Genomic DNA, 23,181 nt, shown 5'->3' with positions numbered 1-23,181 from the left:
GCGATCCTTAGAAAGGAGGCATGACCAACGAGGTGACCGTTCCCCTGCTGCCGTGCGCATCCATCGACGACATCGAAACCTTCTACGGAGTTCTCGGTTTCCGCACCACGTACAAGCAACGCAAGCCCAACGCGTGTGTGGCGGTGCAGCGGGAAGACCTGCATCTGCAATTCTTCGAGATCGCCGGATTCGACCCGGAGCAGTCCTATGGCTCCTGTCTCGTAATCACCGCGGACATCGAGGGACTACATCGGGCCTTCGCAGCCGGCATGCGCGCCGCGTACGGCAAGGTGCTGGTGTCCGGAACGCCGCGGATGACCCGGCCCAGGGCGCGGAAGAACGCTGACGGGTTGGGCGGATTCAGCGTCATCGACCCGGGCGGCAACTGGATCCGCGTCTTCCGGGACGCCGCGACCGCGCCCATGCCGGCCGCCACGCCTGCCGGGCGGCTGGCCAAGGCCCTGGCGAACGCGGTCGTGCAGGCCGATTCCAGGGGAAGCGTCGGACAGGCCGTTCGGATCCTCGACAGCGCGTTGGCCCGCCCACAAGCCGACGACGACCCGGTCGAGCAGGTAGAGATCCTGGTCTACCGCGCCGAACTGGCGATGGTGCTGCACGATCCGAAGACGGCGGCCGAGATGCTGGCCCGCGCCCACTCCGTCACGCTCACGGAAGACGAATCCGAAAGGGCGGCATCCGCGTTCGACAACGCCGCCGAACTCGCCGCAGCACTAAGGTGACTCACCGTACGAACGCCTCCCTCAGCTCGGCAGATCCGCGCACTGCCGTGCGGCAGCGCCCGGAGGACCGGACCGGCCAGCCCCGGCATGGGGACTGGGAGGTGCGGCGTGCCTTCCGGGCCGGGGGCGTCCGCCCCCGACTCGGCGAGGTGAGCTGACCGCTCAGGAGGGCCGGCCGCCGCTGCTGGCCCGGACCACGAGGGTCGGCTCCACGGGGGACGGGCGTGCGTCCCCCACCGAGCCGTTCAGCAGGTCCAGCAGCGCGGCCACGCACCTGCGCCCCACCTCGTCGAAGTCCTGACGCACGGTGGTCAGGGGTGGGGTGAAGTACTCGGCCTCGGGGATGTCGTCGAAGCCGACCACGCTGACGTCCTCCGGCACCCGTACCCTGCGCTGGTGCAGGGCGCGGAGCAGGCCGAGCGCCTGGTGGTCGTTGGCGCAGAAGACCGCGCTGACGTCCCGTCGCTCGGCGAGCGACTGGCCGATCTCATAGCCCGCCCGCGGGCTCCAGTCGCCGGTGATGACCGGGGGAACCCGTCGTCCGGCGGTCTCCAGGGCCAACCGCCACCCCTCCAGGCGGTCGCGGGCCTCCAGCCAGTCCCGGGGACCGGCGATGTGCACGACCGTCTCGTGCCCGAGGGCGAGGAGGTGCTCGACGGCCAGGCGGGCGCCGGCCACCTGATCGACCGAGACGCTCGGCAGTTCGCCGTCGACGCCCGGCTCGACCAGCACGGCCGGTACGCCGGTGGGCAGGCCGTGCACGGCCACGGCGGCGCTGACCATCGGAGCGATGAGTACCACCCCGGCCACCGACTGCTCGCTGAGGGCGTCGATCGCGGCGGCCACGCCGGAGCGGTCCAACCGTTCCAGGGTGACGATGTTGATCCCGTAGCCGGCAGCGCGGGCGGCGCGCTCGATGCCGAGCAGGGTGGCGGCAGGACCGTAGAGGATGGTGTCGAAGCTGATCACGCCGATGACCTTCGACCGCCGGGCCGCCAGCCCCCGGGCGAGCGCGTTGGGCCGGTAGTTGAGCTGGTGCACGGCGCGCAGCACCCGCTCGCGGGTCTCCTGACGGACGCTCGGGTGGTTGTTCAGGACCCGGGACACGGTCTGGTGCGAGACGCCGGCGAGCCGTGCGACATCGCTCATGACCGCGGCACGAGCGGCCGGCTGGTGTTGCATCGTCATGTCCCCCTCATGGTCATCGTAGCCCCGCCCCCGGCGACGGAATCGGCCTCCTGCCAGGGGCGGAACCGCCGGTGCGCCCCCGTGACGGGGGCGCACCGACTGTCGATCGACGGCAGCGGATCCGCTCAGAAACCCTTGGCCAGCCGGTAGTAGGCCTGGTTCCAGCGGATCTCGTTCGCCAGCTGTCGAGGGGTCGTCCCCGCGTCGATGACGAGCAGTTCGGTGCCGGTCATCTCAGCGAGGTCGTGCAGCTCCTCGGTACCGACGGCCTGGGAGAGGACCGTGTGGTGCGGCGCGCCGGCGGTGAGCCACGCCTCCGCCGAGGTGGCGAGATCCGGACGGGGCCGCCACACCGCACGGGCGACCGGCAGCTTCGGCAGCGGCTGCGTGGGGGCCACGACGTCGATCTCGTTGGCGACCAGTCGGAACCGGTCGCCCATGTCGGCCAGCCCCAGCACGACACCCGGACCCGGCTGGGCGTCGAAGACCAGCCGCACCGGGTCCTCGCGTCCGCCGATGCCCAGCGGGTGGATCTCCACGTTCGGCGTGCCGGCGGCGATGCTCGGGCAGACCTCGAGCATGTGCGCGCCGAGCACGACCTCCTGCCCGGGGGTGAGGTCGTAGGTGTAGTCCTCCATGAACGAGGTGCCGGCTGCCGCGCCCGCGGACATGGCCTTGAGCGTGTGCACGAGCACCGAGGTCTTCCAGTCACCCTCGCCGCCGAACCCGTAGCCGTCGGCCATCAGCCGCTGCACCGCGATGCCGGGCAACTGACGCAGCCCGCCGAGGTCCTCGAAGTTCGTGGTGAAGGCCCCGAAGCCGCCGTCGGTGAGGAACTGCCGCATTCCGGCCTCGATGCGGGCCGCGTAGCGGAGCGAGTCGTGCCGGTCGCCGCCGGGCCGCAGTACGGCGTCGAGACGGTAGCTGTCCTCGTACTCCTTCACCAGCTCGTCGATCCGGGCGTCGGCGACCGCGTCGACGGCGGCGACCAGGTCGTTCACCCCGTACGTGTTGACCGAGACCCCGAAGCGCAGCTCCGCCTCGACCTTGTCGCCCTCCGTGACCGCCACGTCGCGCATGTTGTCGCCGAAGCGGGCCAGCCGCAGCGACCGCATGGCGGTGTACCCGACGGCGGCCCGGGTCCACGCCGCGATCCGCGAGACGACCTGCGGGTTGCTGACGTGCCCGGCGACCGTCTTGCGGGCGACCCCGAGCCGGGTCTGCACGAACCCGAACTCACGGTCGCCGTGGGCGGCCTGGTTCAGGTTCATGAAGTCCATGTCGATCTCGGACCAGGGCAGCGCCACGTTCGCCTGGGTGTGCAGGTGCAGCAGGGGCGTGCGCAGGGCGTCCAGACCGGAGATCCACATCTTCGCCGGCGAGAAGGTGTGCATCCAGGCGATCACCCCGACGGCGCCCTGGACGGCCGCGTCGCGGCAGACGGCCAGGATCTCCGCGCTGGAGGTCAGTACGGGCTTCCAGACCACCCGGGCCGGGATGGCCGGGTCGGCGTCGAGCTGCGCGGCGATCTGCTGGGACTGGGCGGCCACCTGCTGCAGCGTCTCCGGGCCGTAGAGCCCCTGGCTGCCGGTGAGGAACCAGACCTCGGGGGCCGGTGATGGGCGAGTCATGCGGTTTGCCTTCCGATCAGCGAGTGGAGAACGACTTCTTGCGGAAGCCGAGGAGCCGTTGGAGCACGATGAACGCGAACAGCAACCCGCCGATCACGATCTTGGTCCACCAGGAGTTCAGGGTGCCGTCGAAGGTGATCAGCGTCTGGATCACGCCGAGTACCAGCACACCGAGCATGGTGCCCAGGACGTAGCCGGCGCCGCCGGTGAGCAGGGTGCCGCCGATGACCACGGCGGCGATCGCGTCCAGCTCCATGCCGACGGCGATCAGCGGAGCGCCGGAGAGGGTGTAGAACGACAGCAGGATGCCGCCGATGGCCGAGCAGAGGCCGCTGATGGTGTAGACGGCGATCCGGGTACGGCCCACCGGCAGGCCCATCAGCAGCGCCGACTGCGGGTTGCCGCCGATCGCGTACACGTTGCGGCCCAACCGGGTGTACGCCAGCGTGTACGCGGCCACCGCGACCACCACGACCGTGATCAGAACGCCGACGGTCAGGAAGTTGTCGCCGATCCGAATGCGTTCCTGGGCCGCGCTGGTCCAGAAGCCGTCGGTGATCGGGATCGACGACGAGCTGATCCAGGTGCAGAGGCCGCGGGCGAAGAACATCCCGGCCAGCGTGACGATGAAGGGCTGGATCTCGAAGAAGTGGATGATGCAGCCCATCACGAAGCCGAGCGTCGGCCCGATCAGCAGCGCGATCAGCAGGACGAGCGCGGGCGGCAGGCCGTCGCGCAGCAGCGCGGCCGACACCATCGCGGTCATCGCCACCACCGAGCCGACCGACAGGTCGATGCCGCCGGTCAGGATCACGAAGGTCATGCCGACCGCGACGACGAGCAGGAACCCGTTGTCGATGAAGACGTTGAAGACGACCTGGATGTTGGAGAAGGCCTGGTACTGCGAGACGCCGATGCCGTACATGACCAGCAGCAGGGCGAGGCTGACCAGTACCGGCAGCTGCCGGCGTGGCAGCCGCCACCGGGTCGTCCGGTTCAGTCGTTCGGCCAGTTGGCTGGTGCTCATGCCGCCACCTGCTCCTTCCGCTGCTCGCCGGTCGGGGCCGCCGGCCCCGCTGTCATGGCCCGCCGGCGCCGGAACTTGGCGCGGAAGGCGGGTGCCTGGACGAGGCAGACCGCGATCACCACCATCGCCTTGAACAGCAGGGCGGTCTGCGGGTCGATGTTCATGGCGTAGACGGAGGTGGTGAGGGTCTGGATGAGCAGCGCGCCGACGACCGTGCCGCCGAGGTAGAACCGGCCGCCGGCCAGCGAGGTGCCGCCGATGACGACGGCGAGGATCGCGTCGAGCTCGACCCAGAGGCCAGCCGCGTTGCCGTCGGCGCTGGACACGTTCGCGGTCATCATGAAACCCGCCACCGCGGCGCACGCGGCACTCACCACGTAGGCGAGGAGCTTGATCCGCCGTGCGCGGATCCCCGCCAGCCGGCTGGCCTCCGCGTTCCCGCCGACCGCCTCGACGATCATCCCGAGGGCGGTGCGGCGGGTCAGCACGGCCACGAGCAACGTCACCGCCAGGGCGAGGACGATCGCGAACGGCAGGGTCAGCACGTGCCCGACCCCGATCATCCGGTACGGGTCGCTGTTGATGGTGATGATCTGCCCCGAGGTGATCAGCTGCGCCAGGCCCCGCCCCGCCACCATCAGGATCAGCGTGGCGATGATCGGTTGGATGCCGATCACGGCGACGAGTGTGCCGTTCCAGAGGCCGAGGAGCAGGGATACGCCGAAGGCCATGGCCAGCGCGACCAGCACACTGCCGAGGCTGTTCTGGTCCGGCTGCTGGCTGATGTGCAGGCAGGCCACCGCGCCGCTGACGGCGACGACGGAGCCGACGGAGAGGTCGATCCCGCCGGTGGCGATCACGAGTGTCATGCCCAGCGCGACCAGGATGAGCGGCGCGCTGAGCCGCACGATGTCGACGAGGCTGCCGTAGAGGTGTCCGTTCTTCATCTCGACGGCCAGGAAGCTCGGCCGGTAGATCGCGTTCGCCGCCAGCAGCAGGATGAGAACCACGACCGGCCAGAAGAGCCGGTGGCCGGTGACGGCGGGCAGGCGCGTTCGCCAGCTGCTCATGCTCGTACCTCCTTGCGCGCCATGCCGTCCGGCGGTGTCGACGCGGCCGGCGCCACCGCGCGTGCGCTGCGTTCACTCATGCCTCGTCCCGTCCTTCTGCTCCGCTCCGCCGGCGATGACGCGCATGACGCGATCGGCGTCGAGGTCGTCGTCGTTGGCGAGCTCGGTGACCAGCTGTCGGTCCCGCATCACGGCGACCTTGTGACTGAGCCGCAGCACCTCGTCTAGCTCGGCGGAGATGAACAGCACCGCCATCCCGCCGTCGGAGAGCTGCACCACCAGGCGTTGGATCTCCGCCTTCGCGCCGACGTCGATGCCCCGCGTCGGCTCGTCGAGGATCAGCAGGCGCGGCTCCGTGATCAGCCATCGGGCGAGCACGACCTTCTGCTGGTTGCCCCCGGAGAGGTTGCGTACCGGCATCTCCGGATCGTTCGGGCGGATGCTGAGCGCGTCGATGTAGCGCCGGACCAGCTCGTCCTGCCGCCGGCGAGGCACCGGCCGCAGCCAGCCGCGAGCGGCCTGCAGCGCCAGGATGATGTTCTCCCGCACCGACAGCTCACCGACCAGGCCCTCGGTACGTCGGTTCTCCGAGCAGAACGCGATGTCGTGCTCGATGGCCGCGACCGGACCCCGGATGGTGACGGGGCGTCCGTCCACCGCCAGCTGACCGCGGTCGGCGCGGTCGGCGCCGAAGAAGAGGCGGGCGGCCTCGGTACGTCCCGAGCCGAGCAGCCCGGCCATCCCGACCACCTCGCCGCGGTGGATGGTCAGGCTGAACGGCTCGACCGACCCGGACTTGCCGAGGTCGGTCGCCTCGACCACGGGGGTGCCCGCCTCGACGGCGGCCAGGTCCCGCCCGGCCGCCTCGTCGAGGCGCTCCAACGCGTCGAGCTCCTTGCCGATCATCTTCTCGACGAGGGCGAGCTGGGGCAGCTCCGCGGTCGGGTACTCGCCGACGAGACGCCCGTTGCGCAGCACCGTGATCCGGTCGGCGATCTCGTAGACCTGGTCGAGGAAGTGCGTGACGAAGACGATGGCGATGCCCTCGTCTCGCAGCTGGCGCATGATGCGCATCAGCTGCTTGACCTCGTCGGCGTCCAGGCTGGAGGTGGGCTCGTCGAGGATCAGCACGCGGGCCTGCACGTCGACGGCCCGGGCGATCGCCACCATCTGCTGCACGGCGAGCGACTGACTTCCGAGCAGTTCGCCGACGTCGAGGTCCAGGTTGAGGCGGGCGAGCACCGCCGACGCGCGGCGGCGCATGTCGCGCCAGCGCACCGCGCCGAGCCGCCGTGGCTGACGCCCGATGAAGATGTTCTCCGCCACCGACAGGTTCGGGCAGAGGTTCACCTCCTGGTAGACGGTGCTCACGCCGGCCTCGGTGGCCTGCATCGGGCCGGAGAAGGCGACCGGCTCGCCGTCGAGGGTGATGCTGCCGGCATCGTGGCCGTACACACCGGTCAGCACCTTGATCAGGGTGGACTTGCCGGCGCCGTTCTCGCCCATCAGGGCGTGCACCTCGCCGGGGAAGAGGCGCAGGTCGACGCCGTCGAGAGCCCGCACCCCGGGGAAGAACTTGCTGATCGCGGTCATCGTCAGGACCGGATTCGGATCCGACATCCCACCAGACCTTTCGTGATTGTCGTCGGGTGCGCGGCCGTCGGGGCCGCGCGGCGCTCCCGCAGCGGGGGTGCGGGGGAGGAGGAGTGGCCGGGCCGGCGGTGCTGTCGACACCGCCGGCCCGCTCCCTCGCGTCGGGCGACCGCTCGCCGCGAGGCACGACACTGCCCGAGGGCTCCGGCCCGTCAGTACTTACGGGTGGGCAGGGCCTCCTTGGCCGTCTGCTGGGTGAAGGTGGTCTCCTCGGTCTCGATGCGCGCGGGGACCTCCTCGCCGGCGTGCACCTTCTTGGCGAGCTCCATCAGCTGCGGGCCGAGCAGCGGGCTGCACTCCGCGATGAAGTTGAACTTGCCGTCGGCCAGCGCCTGCATGCCGTCCTTGACCGCGTCGATCGTGATGATCTTGATGTCCTTGCCGGGCACCTTGCCGGCGGCGGTGATCGCTTCGAGCGCGCCCAGGCCCATGTCGTCGTTGTGCGCGAAGAGCACGTCGATCTTCGGGTTGGCCTTGAGGAACTGCTCCATGACGGCCTTGCCGCCGGCCCGGGTGAAGTCGCCGCTCTGCGAGGCGATGATCTTCAGGTTGGGGTTGGCGGCGATCGCCTCCGCGAAGCCCTTCTTCCGGTCGTTGGCCGGCGCCGAGCCGGTGGTGCCCTGCAGCTCCACGATGTTCACCGGACCGGTCGCGGACTTCGTCTCCTCGATCAGCCACTCCGCGGAGAGCCGACCTTCCTTAACGAAGTCCGAGCCGAGGAAGGTCTTGTAGAGCGTCTTGTCGGCCGAGTCGACGGCCCGGTCGGTCAGGATGACCGGGATCTGCGCGTCCTTGGCCTCCTTGAGCACGGTGTCCCAGCCCGACTCCACCACCGGCGAGAAGGCGATCACGTCGACCTTCTGCTGGATGAAGTTGCGGATCGCCCGGATCTGGTTCTCCTGCTTCTGCTGGGCGTCGTCGAACTTCAGCTCGATCCCAGCCTCGGTCGCGGCCTCCTTGACGGAGGTGGTGTTCGCGGTACGCCAGCCGCTCTCCGCGCCGACCTGCGAGAACCCGAGGACGATCTTGTCGTCGCCGGCCGTGCCACCGGCGTTGTCACCGGTGTCGCTGTTGGCGCACGCGGTCAGCCCGGTCGCGAGCAGCCCGGCGGCCAGGATGGCGCCGAAGCCGCGGCGGGTGAGGGTGTTGCCCGTGATTCGCATGTGCGGACTCCTTGTTGGGGGTGAGATGGGCCTTCCTTGCGGTGCCTGCCCGGCGGCGCGCCGCCGGGCAGGCGATCGTGGTACGGCACAGAGGTGCGTTCGACCAGCCGACGCCTGGGGGAGCGAGCCGGCCGGGGTACCGGTGGCGCTACCGGCGGGGCGACGGGACGGTGGGCTGCCCGTAGACGTTCTGGTAGCGCGCGTACAGCGAGTCGACGGCCTCGGCGGCGATCGGCAGCGGCTCGCCGAGCGTCCGCGCCAGGTGGGCGGTGCGGGCGACGTCCTCGCACATCACCGCCGCCTTCACCGCGGCCTTCGCGTTCGGGCCGATGGTGAAGACGCCGTGGTTGCGCATCAGCACCGCCGGCGAGCGGTGCCCGGAGAGGGTCGCCACGATGCCCTTGCCGATGTCGTCGCCGCCGATGAGGGCGAACGGTCCGACCGGGATCTCACCGCCGAACTCGTCGGCCTGCGCGGTGAGATAGCAGGGGATCGACTCGCCGCAGGCGGCCCAGGCCGTCGCGTAGCCGCTGTGGGTGTGCACGACCCCGCCGACGTCGGGCATCGCCCGGTAGACGTAGGCGTGCGCGTCGGTGTCGCTCGACGGCGACAGGTCGCCCTCCACCACCGTCCCGTCGAGGTCGCAGACGACCATGTTGTCGGGCCGGAGGTCGTCGTACGACACCCCACTCGGTTTGATCACCATCAGGTCGTGACCCGGTACCCGCGCCGACACGTTGCCGGAGGTCCAGGCGACGAGGTTGTTTCGGACCAGCTCGGCGTGCAGGGCGGCGACCGTCTCGCGCAGCCGCGCCACCGCATCGTCCCGGCTGAGCTGCTCGCTCATGCCATCACCTCCAGGGGGAGCGCCACTTCGCCGGCCGGCGCGGGTACGGCCGCCGACCGGGCGGCGTTACGGATGGAGCGCAGGCGCAGCAGCACGTCGTCGCCGCCCCTGCCGAAGTGGTCGTGCAGCCGCCGGTACTCGGCGTACAGCGCGTCGTAGGCGCGCACCCGCTCCGGATCCGGCAGGTACGCGTCGCGGGTGACCCGACCCATCGCGGCGGCGGCCGTCGGCACGTCGGCGTGGACTCCGGCGGCGACCGCGGCGTGGATCGCCGAACCCAACGCCGGCCCCTGCGCCGAGCCGATGATGCTCAGCGGCCGGTTGGTGACGTCGGCGTAGATCTGCATCAGCAGCCGGTTGCCGGTCAGTCCGCCCGCGACGACCAGCTCGTCCACCGGCACACCCGCCTCGGCGAACGCCTCGATGATCATGCGGGTGCCGTACGCGGTGGACTCCAGCAGCGCCCGATAGACGTCCGGTGGGCGGGTGGCCAGGGTGAGTCCCACGATCACCCCGCTCAGGTCGTGGTTGACCAGCAGCGACCGGTTGCCGTTCCACCAGTCCAGCGCCACCAGCCCGTGTGCGCCCACGGGTTGCTCGGCGGCCTGCTCGGTCAGCGTCTCGTGGGAGGCGTAGCCGTCGGGGGCGGCCTGCTCGACGTACCAGCCGAAGATGTCGCCCACCCCGCTCTGGCCGGCCTCGTAGCCCCAGTGGCCCGCGCTGATGCCGCCGTCGACCACACCGCACATGCCGGCCACCTCGGCCAGTTCGGTGCCGTTGACCACGTGACAGGTGGAGGTGCCCATGATGGCGACCAGCCGGCCGGGCTCGAGCGCCTGCGCGGCCGCGGCGGTGACGTGGGCGTCCACATTGCCGACCGCCACGGCGATGCCGGCCGGCAACCCGGTCCACGCCGCGGCCTCCGCGGTCAGCCCGCCGGCCCGCTCGCCGAGCGCGACCAGCGGACCGTCGATCTTCTCGACGAAGCCGGCGAAGTCCGGGTTCAGCGCGGCGAGGTAGTCCCGGGACGGATACTGCCCGTCCTGACGGATGCCCTTGTAGCCGGCCGTGCACACGTTGCGGGTCTCGGCGCCGCACAGCTGCCAGACGATCCAGTCGGCGGCCTCGATCCACCGCTCCGCGCGGGTGTAGATCTCGGGATCCTCCTCGAGCAGCTGCAGGGCCTTCGCGTACTGCCACTCGGCGGAGATCTTGCCGCCGTAGCGACCGATCCACGGTTCGCCCCGTTCGTGCGCGAGGGCGTTGATCCGGTCGGCCTGCTGCTGGGCGGCGTGGTGCTTCCAGAGCTTGACGTAGGCGTGCGGGCGGGTGCGCAGGTCGGGCAGCTCGCACAGCGGGGTGCCGTCGGCCCGGGTGGGCAGCACGGTGCAGGCGGTGAAGTCGATCCCGATGCCGACGACCTGCTCGGCGTCGACGCCGCTGGCCGCGAGCGCCGCGGGCACGGCCTGCCGCAGCACCTCGCGGTAGTCGTCCGGGTCCTGCAGTGCCCAGTCGGCCGGCAGCGGTTGCCCGTCGGCGGCCAGCGCCGAGTCCATCACCCCGCTGCGGTAGGCGTGCACCGCAGTGCCCAACTCGGCGCCGTCACGGACGCGTACCACCAGGGCCCGCCCGGACAACGTTCCGAAGTCGACGCCGATGACGAACCGGTCGTCCGGCTCCGCCGAAACGTTCATGACATCCTCCGCTCGCATCCTGGCCATAGTGTTAGCGCTCACATAAACATCCGTCAAGGCCTCGCCGGAAACATGCGGGTAACGGTCTGGCCCACACCCGTGACCGACCACGATGACCTGTCGCATGGGCACGCTCGCGGTGCGGACGGCCCCGCGCCCGCGGCCGAGTCGGCCCAGCTCCGGTCGCCGCACTCCCGGGGGTAACTCCTGTTAGCGCTCACAGCCGCGCCGCCCCGAGCCGGGGCGGCGCGACAGTGGCCACGGGGCGCGCGACGGCGGCCCGGTCGTCGACCGGACCGCCGCCCGCGCGTGGAGCCGTCGTGCCGTCAGCTACACCTGCTCCGGCCTACGGTTCGAGCTCCCGGTTCGCCCGGGCCGCGCCCGAGACCACCCGAGCCAGCTCCACCGGAGTGAAGACGCCCGCCCGGCGGAACGACTCGGCGAGGAGCGTCACGGTCGTCACGAAGTGACCGTGGTTGGCGAAGGGCGCCCGGTCCCACACCAGGTCGAGGAAGGTCGGGCCGTCGGTGCCGGGCGAGGTGATCCCCTCCACGGGCACGTTGTAGTTGGGCAGGCCCTCGTTGCGCTTGCGGTTCGGCACCTCCGTGTCGACGTCCCCGAAGACGATCGTCGGCTCGACCCGACGGAAGTACGACGAGACCGGTTGGGTGTCGCTGATGTAGTACGGACGCAGGGTGAGATCGTGCGTGGTGAAGAGCGGGTCTCCCGCCGCCGTGGTGCTCGCGTGCGTGATGGCCGAGCGCGCGTAGTCGCCGTCCCGCTTGAGCTGGCTGTAGAGGGAGAGCTCGCGGTAGGCCCCGTTCCCGGGGTTGCCGAGGATCTGGAGCAGGACCGGCCCCCAGAAGATCGACTGGGTGTCGGGACGGTCGATCGCCCGCTCGATCCGGATGCTGAACGGCATCCGGATGTCGATCGTGTCGCCGCGCCGCCAGGTACGGCTCAACGTCAGGTAACGTCCGGGTTTGGCGTCGACCTTCTGCGCCTTGCCGTTGATCGAGACGAAGAAGCCCTTCTCCACCCAGCCCGGTACCCGCAGCTTGATGTCGAGCCGACCGCTGCCGTTCACGGTCAGGCGGGTGCGATCCTCCCGCGGGTAGTTCGTCTCCTGGACGACGGTGAAGCCCTTCTCCGCCCAGGTCAGCGTCGAGGCCGCGTAGAGGTTGACCCAGAGCGTCTTACCGTCGTCGGACTTGAAGTAGATCGTCTCCTGGTACTTGGTGTGGTTCTCCAGGCCGGTGCCGCCGCAGCAGGTTCCGGTGTTGCCGTAGCTGCGGTTCGCGCCCGGCGTCAGCGGCTGGAAGTAGGTGACCTGCGGGTTGCTGACGCTCGTGCTGTCGGCGCGGGAGCCGGTGATCATGTTGAGCAGACCACGCTCGTAGTAGTCCATGTACGCGGGGTCGTGCTCGTGCAGGAACAGGTTCCGGGCGAGCTTGATGAGGTTGTACGTGGTGCAGGTCTCCGCGCCGCCCTGCGCCATCGCGTTCGCGATGTTGCCCCGGTTCTGGAACATCTCGATGTTGTTGTTCGAACCGGGGTAGTTGCCGCCCGTGCCGCCGTGGGCGAACATGCGGTGCGGCACGACCATCCCGAAGAAGTTCTTCGCCGCCTGGAAGTACTCCCGGTCACCGGTGTGCTCGAAGACCCGCATGTACCCGATGAACTGCGGGACGTGGGTGTTGGCGTGCAGCCGGTCCGGACGACGCCGGCCGGGCCGGGTCTCCGGCGTCACCACGAGGATGTCGCGGTTCTGCACGCAGGCGTCGAAGAGCGACTCGCGATTGTCGAAGCACTTGGCGGTCTCCAGGTGCTTCGCCTCCCCGGTGAGCGCGTAGACCTCGGGGAAGATCTCGTTCGCACCGCCGGACTCGCCGGCGATGTAGAGGTCCCACATGTAGTTCAGGTTGTCCCTGGTGATGGGGCCGGTGTAGTCGGGGTGGTTCTTGTCCCCGACGGTCAGCGCGAGATGGGCCCAGTTGGCCATCTTCACCACCACGTCGAGCGCCTTCTGGTTGTCCGTGTGGTAGTAGGCGTCGAGCAGGCCACGCATGATCTTGTGCTGCGTGTACCAGGGGGCCCAGGTGTTGGTGTCCTTGTTGCCGCCGTAGACCGCCCACCTGGGCGGGCCGAGGCGGAGCACCGCGTCCTCCGGGATGGCGCCCACGTAGCCGGGGTGGGTCGGGATCCACAGCTCGGTCTCGCTCTGGTTCGCCACGACACCCGCGTCCCGGCCGTTGGGGGAGGCGTCCTTGAGGGTGGAGCCGCCCTCCTCGTCGAAGCGGTACCAGGCGATCGTGCCGCCGCCGGTGCTGCCCGCCGCCGAGTCCAGCAGGGACTGCACCTCCGGCTGGCTCAGCGCCCGGTCGAAGATGTGGAACTCGTCGATGGTCGCGTCCAGGAACGCGTCGCCGTACTGGGACCGACCGATCCACCTGTTGCCGGGGTTGCCGAGGTGGGACGGGTTGAGGGTCATGTTCGAGTTTGTGCCGGCCGCCCGGCCGTTCACGTAGAGCGTGCCGGTGTTCTGCGTCAGCGTGACGGCCAGGTGCACCCACTCGTTGGTCGGCAACGCCACGTCGCCGTTGATCTGCTGCTCTCCGCCGGAGCCGCTCGTCGTGATGGCGAACCGCGGCACGTTGCCGGTGACGCCCGCGCGGGCGGTCAGGAACATGTTGACCGTGGTGTTCTGGCCGAAGTCCCAGACCCGGCTCCAGTTCTGGGCGGACGCGAGGTTCACCCAGGTGGCGATCGTGAAGTCGCTGAGCTGGCTGATCGCCTCCTGGGGGAGGGTCACGTGCTGCGCCGCGCTGGGTCCGTTCAGCCGGAGCCCGCTGCCGAACTTGCCCGGCGTACGGCCGATCTGCGGCTCCTCGGGATCGCCGCCGCCCGGGCCGCCGCCGCTGCCCATCCGGGCCGTGATGGCGTCCTGGCAGGCGGCGATCTCGTCGACCATCCAGTCGAGCTTGGTCTTGAAGATCGGCTCGCCCTGGTCGGCGTACGCCTGCGCCAGGCCGGTCATGAAGTGCCCGGCCCAGTGGCCGCTGAGCAGCCCGCCGTCCTCCCAGCCGCCGGGCACCGCGACGCCCGCGGGGTTCGGGCGGCCGGCCTGGTTGTTGAAGAGCACCAGGAAGCGCCGCTCGTCGTACTGCCGGAGGTAGTTCTTCGTGCGGTCGCGCTTCTCCTGGAGCAGGCCGTTGCCCAGCTTCACGTCGCGCAGCTGGAAGGGCCGGACCGGGGCGGTGCCGCCGGGGCCGGGGTCGGGCGCGGCCGGGCGGAGTACCTCCGCGCCGGCCGCCGGTGCGGTCTCCGGTGCCGCGGCGGCTGCCGTCGGGACCGCGCTGACGCCGGCCACCGCGGCCGCGCCGACCGCCGATGCCTGGAGTAGCTGACGTCGATTGACGGAGAGCTTGTCGGGTTGGGCCACTGAGGATCGTCCTTCCGCGTTCGGTGGCTGGGCAGACCGTCTGGGCAGCGATCTGCGCGGTGTCTGGATCTGCGGAACCGGTTGGTCTCTGCGCGCGTTCGGGCCGGCGGCCGCCGGCCGGGGAACGAATCGGTTTCGGTCAGCGCCATGGCGATCGCCCGCAGTGACACCGGCGCGAGCGGCGGGATCGGCACGAGGTCCGTGGCCGGTAGCGGACACCCCGCTGCGCGTCTGTTGCGGGCGACCAGCGGCCGCCCGTCGGTTGAGTTCTCTGGTGCACCGTCAGCCCATCGGGGCTCCTCCATCCGGGGCGTTGGCGAGATCCGTGGAAGCCGGCGTCGCGGGTGGCCTCGTCCGCGGCGGCGCGCTGCCGCGGACGAGACCACCGTTGCCAGGGAGTGTGAACGTTCACTTACGCGACCGTCAATCCCTGACCGCAAGTAAGTTCGATGTTTGACACGGTCCAGAAACGTATCTATGTTAACGCTCAACTGGCCGGATGCGGGCGGCCCGAAGGTGGTGTCCACACTGCTCCGGCCGACCGGCAGGCCGCGACGCCCGCGCGGGCGTCGCGGCCGCGAACACCGGATGGATGCTCGGATCGAGGAGGCAGCGTGGCCGCCGGTTTCGACGTGTCGCAGCTGTGGGATCCGGAGGTCCGCCGAGACCCGCACCGCTTCTACGACCGGGTACGCGACGCCGGACGCCCGATCCTCCAGATCGACCCGGCCGGCAACCGCCTCTGGGTCGTGGCCGGACACGCGGACGTGCTGGCGGGCCTGCGCCACCCGGCGATCGGGCACGAGGTGCACCGGCACTGCCCCGTCGCGCACCAACCCGACCGGCACCAGGCCGACGAGGTGGCCAGGATCGAGGCCCGACAGCTGATCAGCCTGGACCCGCCGGACCACACCCGGCTACGAGGGCTGGTCAGCGCCGGCTTCACGGCACGCGCGGTGGCGCGGCTGGAGCCCTGGATCAACACCCTGGCCGATCGGCTCGTCGAGGACGCGCTGCGGCGCGGCCGGATCGACGGGGTGGCGGACCTCGCGGACCCGGTGCCGGTGAACGTCATCGCCGAGCTGGTCGGCGTCCCGGAGCCGGACCGGTGGCAGTTCCGCGCCTGGTCCGCCGCGATCGTCTCGGCCAGCCCCGACGGTCCGAGGGCCACCGTCGAGTTCGCCGCCTACCTCGACGAACTCGCGGCGCGGCGACGCGCCGACCCGACCGACGACCTGATCTCCGAGCTGGTGGCGATCGAGGAGCAGGCGGACCGCCTCGACCGGGACGAGCTCGTGGCCCTCGTCCAGCTCCTGCTCATCGCCGGGCAGGAGACGACCGTCGACCTGATCGTGAACGGCATCCGGCTCCTGCTCACCCACCCGCCACAGTGGCAGGCCCTGCGAGACGACCCGGCGCGGGCGGAGCTGGTGGTCGAGGAGACCCTCAGGTTCCGGGGGCCGGTCGAGATCGTGCCGCCCCGCTTCGCCTTCCGCGACGTCGAACTGGGCGGGGGAGTGATACCGGCCTTCGACCGGGTGGGACTCTCGCTGTGGGGCGCCAACCGCGACCCGGCGGTCTTCGAACGCCCGCACGAGTTCGACATCCACCGGCCGGACGTCCGCAAACACGTCGCGTTCGGGTACGGCATCCACTTCTGCCTCGGCGCCCACCTGGCGCGGCTGGAGAGCCGGATCATGTTCGAGCGGATCGCCCAGCGGCTGCCCGACCTGCGACTCGCCGTGGATCCCCGCGACGTCGACGCGTTCCGCCTGCACCGCAACGAACTGCCGCTGCTGGTCTGAGCCGTACGGGCGGGCGCGGCCCGGTCAGCCTCGGGGCCGTCCGGAGCTGTCCCGCCGGACCAACTCGGGTGCGAGCAGCATGTGCTCCGGCAGCTGACCGGTCGAGTCGATCTTGCGCAGCAGCATGTCGATGCTCCGGCGGCCCAGCTCGGCGAAGTCCTGACGGACGGTGGTCAGCGGCGGCAGGAAGTACTCCGAGTCGGGCATGCCGTCGAAGCCGACCACGCTGACGTCCTCGGGCACCCGCCGCCCCGCCTCGTGCAGCGCCCGCAGCACACCCAACGCGATCTGGTCGTTGGCGCAGAAGATCGCGGTCACGCTCGGATCGGCGGCGAGCTGCCGGCCCTGTTCGTACCCCGATCGGGCGCTCCACTCCTGCGGCCGCACCGGTGGCACGACCGCGCCTGCGGCGTAGAGGGTGTCGCGCCAACCGTCGAGCCGCTCCACCGCCTCCGGCCAGTCGACCGGACCGGCGACGTGATGCACCGTGGCGTGGCCGAGGTCCAGCAGGTGGCGGGTGGCCAACGCCGCGCCGACCCGATTGTCGACCCGGACCGTGGGCACGCCGTCGTCGTCCGCGCCACCGCCCACACCGACGCACGCCAGCACCGGCGACACCTGCACGAGCGCGTGGGTGACGGCCTGCTTCGGCGCGATCGCGATGATGCCCTCCACCGACTGCTGGGCCAGTCGGTCGACGGCGTCGAGCACCGACTGCCGGTCCAGGCTGCGCACCGTGGCCACGCTGACGAAGTATCCGGCGGCGCGGGCGGCGTCCTCGATCGCGTAGAGCATCGACGCCGGACCGAACAGGGTGCTCTCGAAGCCGACGATGCCGAGCGCCCCGGAGCGTCGGGTGACCAACGTGCGCGCGGCCAGGTTACGCCGGTAGTTGAGCGCCTCCATGGCCTGGACGACGCGGTCCCTGGTCTCCTGCCGGACGTTCGGATGGTTGTTCAGCACCCGGGAGACGGTCTGGTGCGACACCCCGGCGAGCCGCGCGACGTCCCGCATGACAGTGGCGCGGGGCCGACCCACACTGCTGGTCCCCGCCTGACTCGGTGAGCCTCCCCGTGGCACCTGGTCCCACCTTCTGCTCGATGACACCGATCACTCTAACGCTGCGTGGTGGGCGCCTCGTCGGCGTGCCGCCCAGTAGCGACGGCGAGTCGGGCCGGGGCCGTGACGCGCCGCGACGCCGCCGACCGTCTCACGACTGCGCCCCGGGTGAGTCCCCCGCCGGCGGGCGTCGTTGGACCGGCGGCGTCTTGGCTGGGCCCGGTGTGCGTCCGTCTTCGGCGGGCGTCGTTGCGGCGGCGGTTTCACAGCTCCGTCCGGGGTGCGTCGGCTGACGGGGGCCGTCGTTGGACCGGTGGCGTCTTGGCTGGGCCCGGTGTGCGTCCGTCTTCGGCGGGCGTCGTTGCGGCGGCGGCTTCACGGCTCCGCCCGCTGTGCGTCGGCCGGCGGGGGCCGTCGTTGGACCGGCGGTGCCGCGGGGCCGGTGGACTCGCGGACGACCAGGCGACAGGCCTGCCGGAGGACGCCACGCGACGGCGTGCCGTCGAGCGCGGAGAAGAGGTGCATGACCGCGCTCGCCCCGAGCTGCTCCAGGTTGACGTCGACGGTGGTCAGCGGCGGCCGGGAGTCGGTGGCGAAGTCCTCCCAGTTGTCGTAGCCGACGATGGCGACGTCCTCGGGAATGCGACGGCCGAGATCGAGCAGGGTCTGCGCGACACCTGTCGCGATCTGGTCGTTGCCGCAGAAGACGGCGTCGATGTCGGGGTCGGCGGTGAGCAGCAGGTGGGCGGCGTGTCGGCCCCATCGTTGTGACCACTCGCCGTACAACGGCTCCCGTCCGGCCAGCGGCAGCCCGTGCTCGGCCAGGACGGCGCGCAGTCCGGTCACCCGGTCGCGGGCGGCCCGGTAGCTGTGCGGCCCGGTGACGTGCGCGATCCGGCGTCTACCCAGCGCGACGAGGTGCTCGGCGGCGAGTCGGGCGCCACCCTCGTCGTCGGCCAGCAGGGAGACGTCGTCCGGGTCGGTGGACTCGCCGTAGACGTAGACGACGGGAACCGGGATGTCGCGGGTCAGCGACGGCCGGACGTCGTTGCTGTCGCCCACCAGGATGAACCCGTCCACCCGGCGGGCGAGCAGCGTACGGATGTAGTGCTGGCGGCGGATGGCGTCGCCGCGAGCGTCGCAGAGCAGCACCGACATCTGCTCGTTGCCGAGGGCGTTCTCCGCGCCCAGCAGGATCGGCATGGAGAAGCGCCCCCCGAGCTCGTCGGTGAGCAGGCCGATGGTGCGGGTGCGGCCGGAGATCAGCCCTCGGGCGAGGGCGTTCGGCTGGAAGGACAGCTCGCTCGCCGCCCTGAGCACGCGTTCCCGCGTCGCCGGCGCGACCTCACCGCGGTCGTTGAGCGCCTTCGAGGCGGTGGCGACGGAGACGCCGGCTCGACGCGCGACGTCGCTCAACGTCACCGCCTGCGTGCGATGCCTTGCCATCGAAACCCTTTCGACGTGCTGTTTCGGAACTAACCCAGAGCTTAACGATCCACAGTACGCCTTCCAGGTGGCTTGGTTGCTACCCGACAGGCCACTTGTCGAAAAGGTTTTCGTGCCGCAGGGTAGGTGGTCTTCCCGCCCGCCCCACGGGCTGAGGGTGTGTGGTTCGACGCCCCGATCCGGTGACAGGGTGCAATGGCCCGATGCGACGCCGACCGAACGCAGGAGCCGATCGAGGGCAGGATCAGCGCGGCGGACGGTCCGGGCGCCGGGCCGGTCGGCGAGGATGATCCGAGGTCACCACAGGGCCGGCATCGTCCGGATGGTCGCGAGCACCGAGTTCTCCGCGAGGTCGAGGTGCTCGAGCAGGTGGCTCCCCAGGCCGTCGAGCGCCGCGACGAGTTCGGCCCGGACGGCGGCATCGTCGTCGACGCCGCCCCCGCCGAGCTCGCCGGCCAGCGACTCGACCCGGCCGAGCAGCTCGGCGACCCTGCGATGGTCGGACTCCAACCGGTCCACGGCGGGGCCCAGCTCCGGATCGGCGCGCCGGAGCGCGGGGAAGAGCATCGCGCTCTCCAGCGAGTGGTGGTGATGAACGAACTCGCAGAAGTGCAGGCAGTTGACCTTCAACTGGAAGAGCGGCCCGCGAGTCCGCAGGTCGGCGATGGCGGCGCGGACCCGCTCGCCGCTCACCCCCTCCGCGACCTCCCGGCTCAGGCCCTGCACCGTCTCGAGGTCGCGGCGGATCAGGTCGTGGACCCACAGCAGGTCGCGAGCCAACTGGAGTCCCTGCGGGGTGGGGCGGGTCACGCGGGGAAAGCTAGCAAACAATTGGCGCACCACGAACGACTCGGACGGTGCTCCGCGTCACCCGGCCGATTCGTCCTCGGCCCGCATCCCGTGCAGGTCGTAGCTGTGCGCGCCGGCCGCCAGCCGGGCCCGCAGCCCGGACTCCCGTTCGATCCGGGCGGTCGCCGCAGCGGCCACGTCGGCCACCCGGTCCCGCGCCACGACCACCGGCGAGACCGACCTCGGCGCACCGGTACGCCAGGTCGAGGTCGTCGATCCGGCGCGCCATCACGTCGGGGGCCACGTGCACGTGCGTGTCGTACGCGCCAGCGACCAGGGCGCGGGCGCGTGCCGACGGGGTGGGGTGATCAGACATCCGGTTCCTTCGAGGGTTCGCCACCGGCGCCGGCGGGGGAGGGGCGGATGGCGCCGGGCGGACCGAACCGGTCAGGCCGGGTGGTCGGGATCGATTCCGCGGGGCCGAGGAGCTGACGCACTGCAGCAAGGATTCCCGCCCCGATATCCATTGTCCACGATGCCCGGGTCGACGGAAATCGTTGCGCCATAAGGGATCTGAGCCGCCCTGCGGATCGACTCGGTGGCAGCCGCGCTCCGCATCATCTACGATCCTCAATCAATCAGAGCGCCGTGAAGCGGCTCCCTCCGGCACCAGCCGGCGCGGAGAGCCCGCGTCCCGTCGACGCGTCGAAGCTGGAGGCTCCACATGACCATGCGCATTCGCGCGCTGGCGGCGGCCCTGCTGGCCACGGCGCTCGTCGCGACCGGCTGCAGCGACTCCGACGGCGGCAGCGGCGACCCGGCGGGCGGAGAGAGCGACAAGGTCTCCTACATCACCGCCTTCGGCGCCGTGGGCCGGGACGCCTTCGCCTGGGTGGCGAAGGAGAAGGGCTACTTCGCCGAGGTCGGCGTCGAGGTCGATATCAAGGAGGGCGCCGGCAACCAGCAGAATCTCACCGCGCTCAAGGCCGGTCAGGTCCAGTTCGCGGCGCTCGACTTCACCGGCGCGGTGATCCAGGCCGGCAGGGGCGAGTTCACCGATTGGCGGGCGGTCGCCGCCGTGCACCAGCAGACCCTGATCTCGGTGATGACCACCACGGACACCGGCATCACCACCCCGAAGGACCTGCGGGGCAAGACGATGGCCACCGGCGCCGGCTCGGTGACCGAGCTGCTTTTTCCGGCGTACGCCCAACTGGCCGGAGTCGACCCGAAGACGGTGAAGATCGAGGGGGTGCAGGCCACCGCGCTCAACGGGCTGATGGCGAGCCGGAAGGTCGACGCGCTCGGCACCTTTCTGCTCAGTCGCGGCGCACTCGAGACGGCCTCCCGGAAGGAGGTCGTCGTCCTGCCGTACAGCGATTACCTGAAGGACCTCTTCGGCAACGCCGTCATCACCACCCCGTCGCTCATCGCGAAGGACCCCGACCTGGTGCGGCGGTTCACCACCGCGTTGCTCAAGGGGCTCGCGTACAGCATCGAGCACCCGGACGAGGCGGCGACGATCCTCAACAAGGTGAAGCCGACCTACACGGTGGCGGCGGGCCGGAGCGAGATCGAGGCGATGACTCCGCACGTCCGACCCGCCGACGGCGCCCCGATCGGATTCCTGGACGAGACCCGGGTGAGCCGCACCATCGAGGTTCTCCAGAACGCCGGTCTGATCCGGCCGGGGCTCACCCCGTCGCACGTGGTCGACTCCAGCTTCGTGACGAAGCCCTGACGATTCGGCGGAGTCGACGTGACCGACAACCTGCCGCCACCGCGGCGATGGCGAAGCGTCGGCCTGCCCGCCCTGGGCGCCGTCCTGGCGATAGCCCTCTGGTGGCTGGTGACCTGGGCCTTCGACATCGATCCCTTCTTCCTGCCCGCGCCCCCGGACGTGGTCGACGCGTTCATCCGGCTCCCCGGTTACCTCGCCGAGCAGGCCTGGGTGACCCTGCTGGAGACGCTCATCGGCTTCGGCATCGCCGCGGCCGGTGGATTGCTCCTCGCCGTCCTGCTCGCCGCCTCGCGGACGGTCGAGCGGATGGCTCTCCCCTTCATCGCCGGGATCAACGCCGTGCCGAAGGTGGCCCTCGCACCCCTGCTGCTGGTCTGGATCGGCTTCGGGTACGAGACCAAGGTCGTGATGGTCGTCCTGCTCTGCTTCTTCCCGATCCTGGTCTCGACCATGGCCGGGCTGACCTCGACCCCCAGCGACCTCGGCGAACTCGCCCGCTCCCTCTCCGCCTCCTGGTGGCAGACCTTCCTGAAGGTTCGCCTTCCATGGGCCCTGCCGCAGCTCTTCGTCGGGCTGAAGGTGGCGAGCTCACTGGCGATCATCGGCGCGATCATCGGCGAGGTGATCAACCCTGAGGCCGGGCTCGGCTCGGTGATCGCCAGCTCCGGGCAGTCCGCCGACACCCCCCTCGCCTTCGCCGCGCTGACCCTGCTCGCCATCATGGGCACCACCCTCTTCTACCTGATGGTCGGCCTTGAGCGGCTTCTCGCGCCCTGGGCGAAGGCCATCTCGTCCTGATCCGCCCCCCTCCGACAGTCCCGTCCCTGTGGCGGCGCCGGCCCGGACCGCCGAGCGACGACCCCGGGATCGGGTGGGCGGGCCCCGGCACCGGGCGGGCCACGCGGCAGGACAAAGATGGGAGCATGACCGACTCCGCTTCCGCACTTCCCCGGCGCGTCGTCGTCACCGGCGCCACCGGCAAGCTCGGGCGTGCCGTGGTGGCGCGGCTGCGCGACGTGGGCCTCGACGTGCTCGCCGTCGACCGCGCCGCCGGCCGGGACCCGCGCGACGTCGACGGCGAGTTCCTCCTCGCCGACCTGACCGACTACGGGCAGGTGCTGGAGGCTCTGCTCGGCGGTGTCGACGAACACGCCGGCCGCGTCGACGCGGTCGTGCACCTCGCCGCGATCCCGGCCCCCGGGCTGCTGCCCAACGCGACGACCTTCGCGAACAACTCGGCCGCCACGTACAACGTCTTCGCCGCCGCCCGCGCGGCGGGCATCAAGCGAGTGGTGTACGCCTCCAGCGAGACGGTGCTCGGCCTGCCGTTCGACACCCCGCCGCCGTACGCGCCCGTCGACGAGGAGTACGCGCCGCGCCCCGAGTCCACGTACTCGCTGAACAAGGCGCTCGAGGAGGAGATGGCGCGGCACTTCTGCCGCTGGGACCCCGAGCTGACCCTGCTGGGCCTGCGTTTCTCCAACGTCATGGACGTCGAGGACTACGCCCGGTTCCCGTCCTTCGACGCCGACCCTCGGCTGCGCCGGTGGAACCTCTGGGGCTACATCGACGCGCGCGACGGCGCCCAGGCCGTCGAACGGGCACTGGCGTACGACCGGCCCGGGGCCGAGGTGTTCGTCATCGCCAACGCCGACACCGTCATGAGCAGGTCCAGCGCCGACCTCATGAGCGAGGTGTACCCGCAGGTCGAGATCCGCAAGGAACTCGGCGAGCACGAGACGCTGCTCAGCATCGACAAGGCGCGCCGGATGCTCGGCTACGAGCCCCGGCACACGTGGCGCGACCACGTGAGCTGACGGCTGCGCGGGCGGGAGTCGCACGCGGCCGGTGAGAGGACGCCGGACTCGGGATGAGGGCCGGCGTCC

The 23,181-nt window shown here is 70.8% G+C and carries 18 protein-coding genes; 5 read left to right on the top strand and 13 right to left on the bottom strand.

Translation table 11 applies throughout. The features are described 5' to 3' along the window. Positions 1 to 20: 20 nt before the first annotated feature. Complete coding sequence (locus D7044_RS02390) at positions 21 to 740, top strand: VOC family protein (RefSeq protein ID WP_120687794.1); 720 nt, start codon at positions 21 to 23, stop codon at positions 738 to 740. 162 nt (positions 741 to 902) lie between these two features. On the opposite strand, the gene D7044_RS02385 is transcribed toward D7044_RS02390, so the two are convergent. The 9 genes from D7044_RS02385 to D7044_RS02345 form a co-directional block, all read right to left on the bottom strand. Next, positions 903 to 1,928 (bottom strand): LacI family DNA-binding transcriptional regulator, encoded by a 1,026-nt coding sequence (locus D7044_RS02385; RefSeq protein WP_233563063.1) that lies wholly within the window; start codon positions 1,926 to 1,928, stop codon positions 903 to 905. Positions 1,929 to 2,053: 125 nt separating this feature from the next. Beyond that, positions 2,054 to 3,559: an L-arabinose isomerase gene (gene araA / locus D7044_RS02380; protein WP_120676076.1), complete on the bottom strand. Its 1,506-nt coding sequence runs from the start codon at positions 3,557 to 3,559 to the stop codon at positions 2,054 to 2,056. Between the two features lie 16 nt (positions 3,560 to 3,575). After that, positions 3,576 to 4,586 (bottom strand): galactofuranose ABC transporter, permease protein YjfF, encoded by a 1,011-nt coding sequence (gene yjfF, locus D7044_RS02375; RefSeq protein WP_120676078.1) that lies wholly within the window; start codon positions 4,584 to 4,586, stop codon positions 3,576 to 3,578. After that, on the bottom strand, positions 4,583 to 5,656 hold the full coding sequence (locus D7044_RS02370; RefSeq protein WP_120676080.1) for an ABC transporter permease: 1,074 nt from the start codon (positions 5,654 to 5,656) through the stop codon (positions 4,583 to 4,585). Before D7044_RS02370 ends, yjfF begins: the two co-directional genes overlap by 4 nt. 72 nt (positions 5,657 to 5,728) lie before the next feature. Beyond that, on the bottom strand, positions 5,729 to 7,276 hold the full coding sequence (locus D7044_RS02365) for a sugar ABC transporter ATP-binding protein (RefSeq protein ID WP_120676082.1): 1,548 nt from the start codon (positions 7,274 to 7,276) through the stop codon (positions 5,729 to 5,731). Positions 7,277 to 7,461: 185 nt separating this feature from the next. Next, positions 7,462 to 8,472: an ABC transporter substrate-binding protein gene (locus tag D7044_RS02360; RefSeq protein WP_120687793.1), complete on the bottom strand. Its 1,011-nt coding sequence runs from the start codon at positions 8,470 to 8,472 to the stop codon at positions 7,462 to 7,464. A gap of 148 nt (positions 8,473 to 8,620) precedes the next feature. Next, positions 8,621 to 9,319, bottom strand: coding sequence for an L-ribulose-5-phosphate 4-epimerase (locus D7044_RS02355; RefSeq protein WP_120676086.1), 699 nt, complete (start codon positions 9,317 to 9,319; stop codon positions 8,621 to 8,623). Further along, the gene (gene araB, locus D7044_RS02350; protein WP_120687792.1) at positions 9,316 to 11,013 is read right to left on the bottom strand and encodes a ribulokinase; all 1,698 of its coding nucleotides are present in this window, start codon (positions 11,011 to 11,013) and stop codon (positions 9,316 to 9,318) included. The genes D7044_RS02355 and araB overlap by 4 nt, the downstream gene beginning before the upstream one ends. Positions 11,014 to 11,359: 346 nt before the next feature. Beyond that, entirely contained in the window at positions 11,360 to 14,455 is a 3,096-nt protein-coding gene (locus tag D7044_RS02345) for a beta-L-arabinofuranosidase domain-containing protein (protein WP_233564838.1), read from the bottom strand. A 614-nt stretch (positions 14,456 to 15,069) separates the two neighbouring features. Between D7044_RS02345 and D7044_RS02340 the strand changes: the two genes are divergently transcribed. Then, on the top strand, positions 15,070 to 16,260 hold the full coding sequence (locus tag D7044_RS02340) for a cytochrome P450 family protein (protein ID WP_120687791.1): 1,191 nt from the start codon (positions 15,070 to 15,072) through the stop codon (positions 16,258 to 16,260). A 24-nt stretch (positions 16,261 to 16,284) separates the two neighbouring features. Here D7044_RS02340 and D7044_RS02335 read toward each other — a convergent pair whose 3' ends face one another. From D7044_RS02335 to D7044_RS32225, 4 genes are all read right to left on the bottom strand, one after another. Continuing rightward, a complete protein-coding gene (locus D7044_RS02335; RefSeq protein ID WP_120687790.1) occupies positions 16,285 to 17,274 on the bottom strand; it encodes a LacI family DNA-binding transcriptional regulator in 990 nt (329 codons plus the stop codon). 420 nt (positions 17,275 to 17,694) lie between these two features. Then, positions 17,695 to 18,765 carry a LacI family DNA-binding transcriptional regulator gene (locus D7044_RS02330; protein WP_120687789.1) on the bottom strand — a complete coding sequence of 357 codons (1,071 nt, stop codon included), beginning with the start codon at positions 18,763 to 18,765 and terminating at the stop codon, positions 17,695 to 17,697. Between the two features lie 297 nt (positions 18,766 to 19,062). Next, a complete protein-coding gene (locus tag D7044_RS02325) occupies positions 19,063 to 19,575 on the bottom strand; it encodes a hemerythrin domain-containing protein (protein ID WP_158609948.1) in 513 nt (170 codons plus the stop codon). 57 nt (positions 19,576 to 19,632) lie between these two features. Further along, positions 19,633 to 19,782 carry a hypothetical protein gene (locus D7044_RS32225; RefSeq protein ID WP_158609947.1) on the bottom strand — a complete coding sequence of 50 codons (150 nt, stop codon included), beginning with the start codon at positions 19,780 to 19,782 and terminating at the stop codon, positions 19,633 to 19,635. Between the two features lie 496 nt (positions 19,783 to 20,278). Here D7044_RS32225 and D7044_RS02315 point away from each other — a divergent pair, with 496 nt between their 5' ends. The 3 genes from D7044_RS02315 (at position 20,279) to D7044_RS02305 (ending at position 23,112) form a co-directional block, all read left to right on the top strand. Next, positions 20,279 to 21,295, top strand: coding sequence for an ABC transporter substrate-binding protein (locus D7044_RS02315; protein WP_120687787.1), 1,017 nt, complete (start codon positions 20,279 to 20,281; stop codon positions 21,293 to 21,295). Between the two features lie 18 nt (positions 21,296 to 21,313). Then, a complete protein-coding gene (locus tag D7044_RS02310) occupies positions 21,314 to 22,093 on the top strand; it encodes an ABC transporter permease (protein ID WP_233563065.1) in 780 nt (259 codons plus the stop codon). A 125-nt stretch (positions 22,094 to 22,218) separates the two neighbouring features. Beyond that, the gene (locus tag D7044_RS02305) at positions 22,219 to 23,112 is read left to right on the top strand and encodes an NAD-dependent epimerase/dehydratase family protein (protein WP_120687786.1); all 894 of its coding nucleotides are present in this window, start codon (positions 22,219 to 22,221) and stop codon (positions 23,110 to 23,112) included. Positions 23,113 to 23,181: the final 69 nt, after the last annotated feature.

Source organism: Micromonospora musae, from assembly GCF_003626635.1.
GTDB lineage: Bacteria > Actinomycetota > Actinomycetes > Mycobacteriales > Micromonosporaceae > Micromonospora > Micromonospora musae.
Note: the sequence above shows the minus strand (reverse complement) of the source record. Positions and strands in the feature narration are given on the sequence as shown.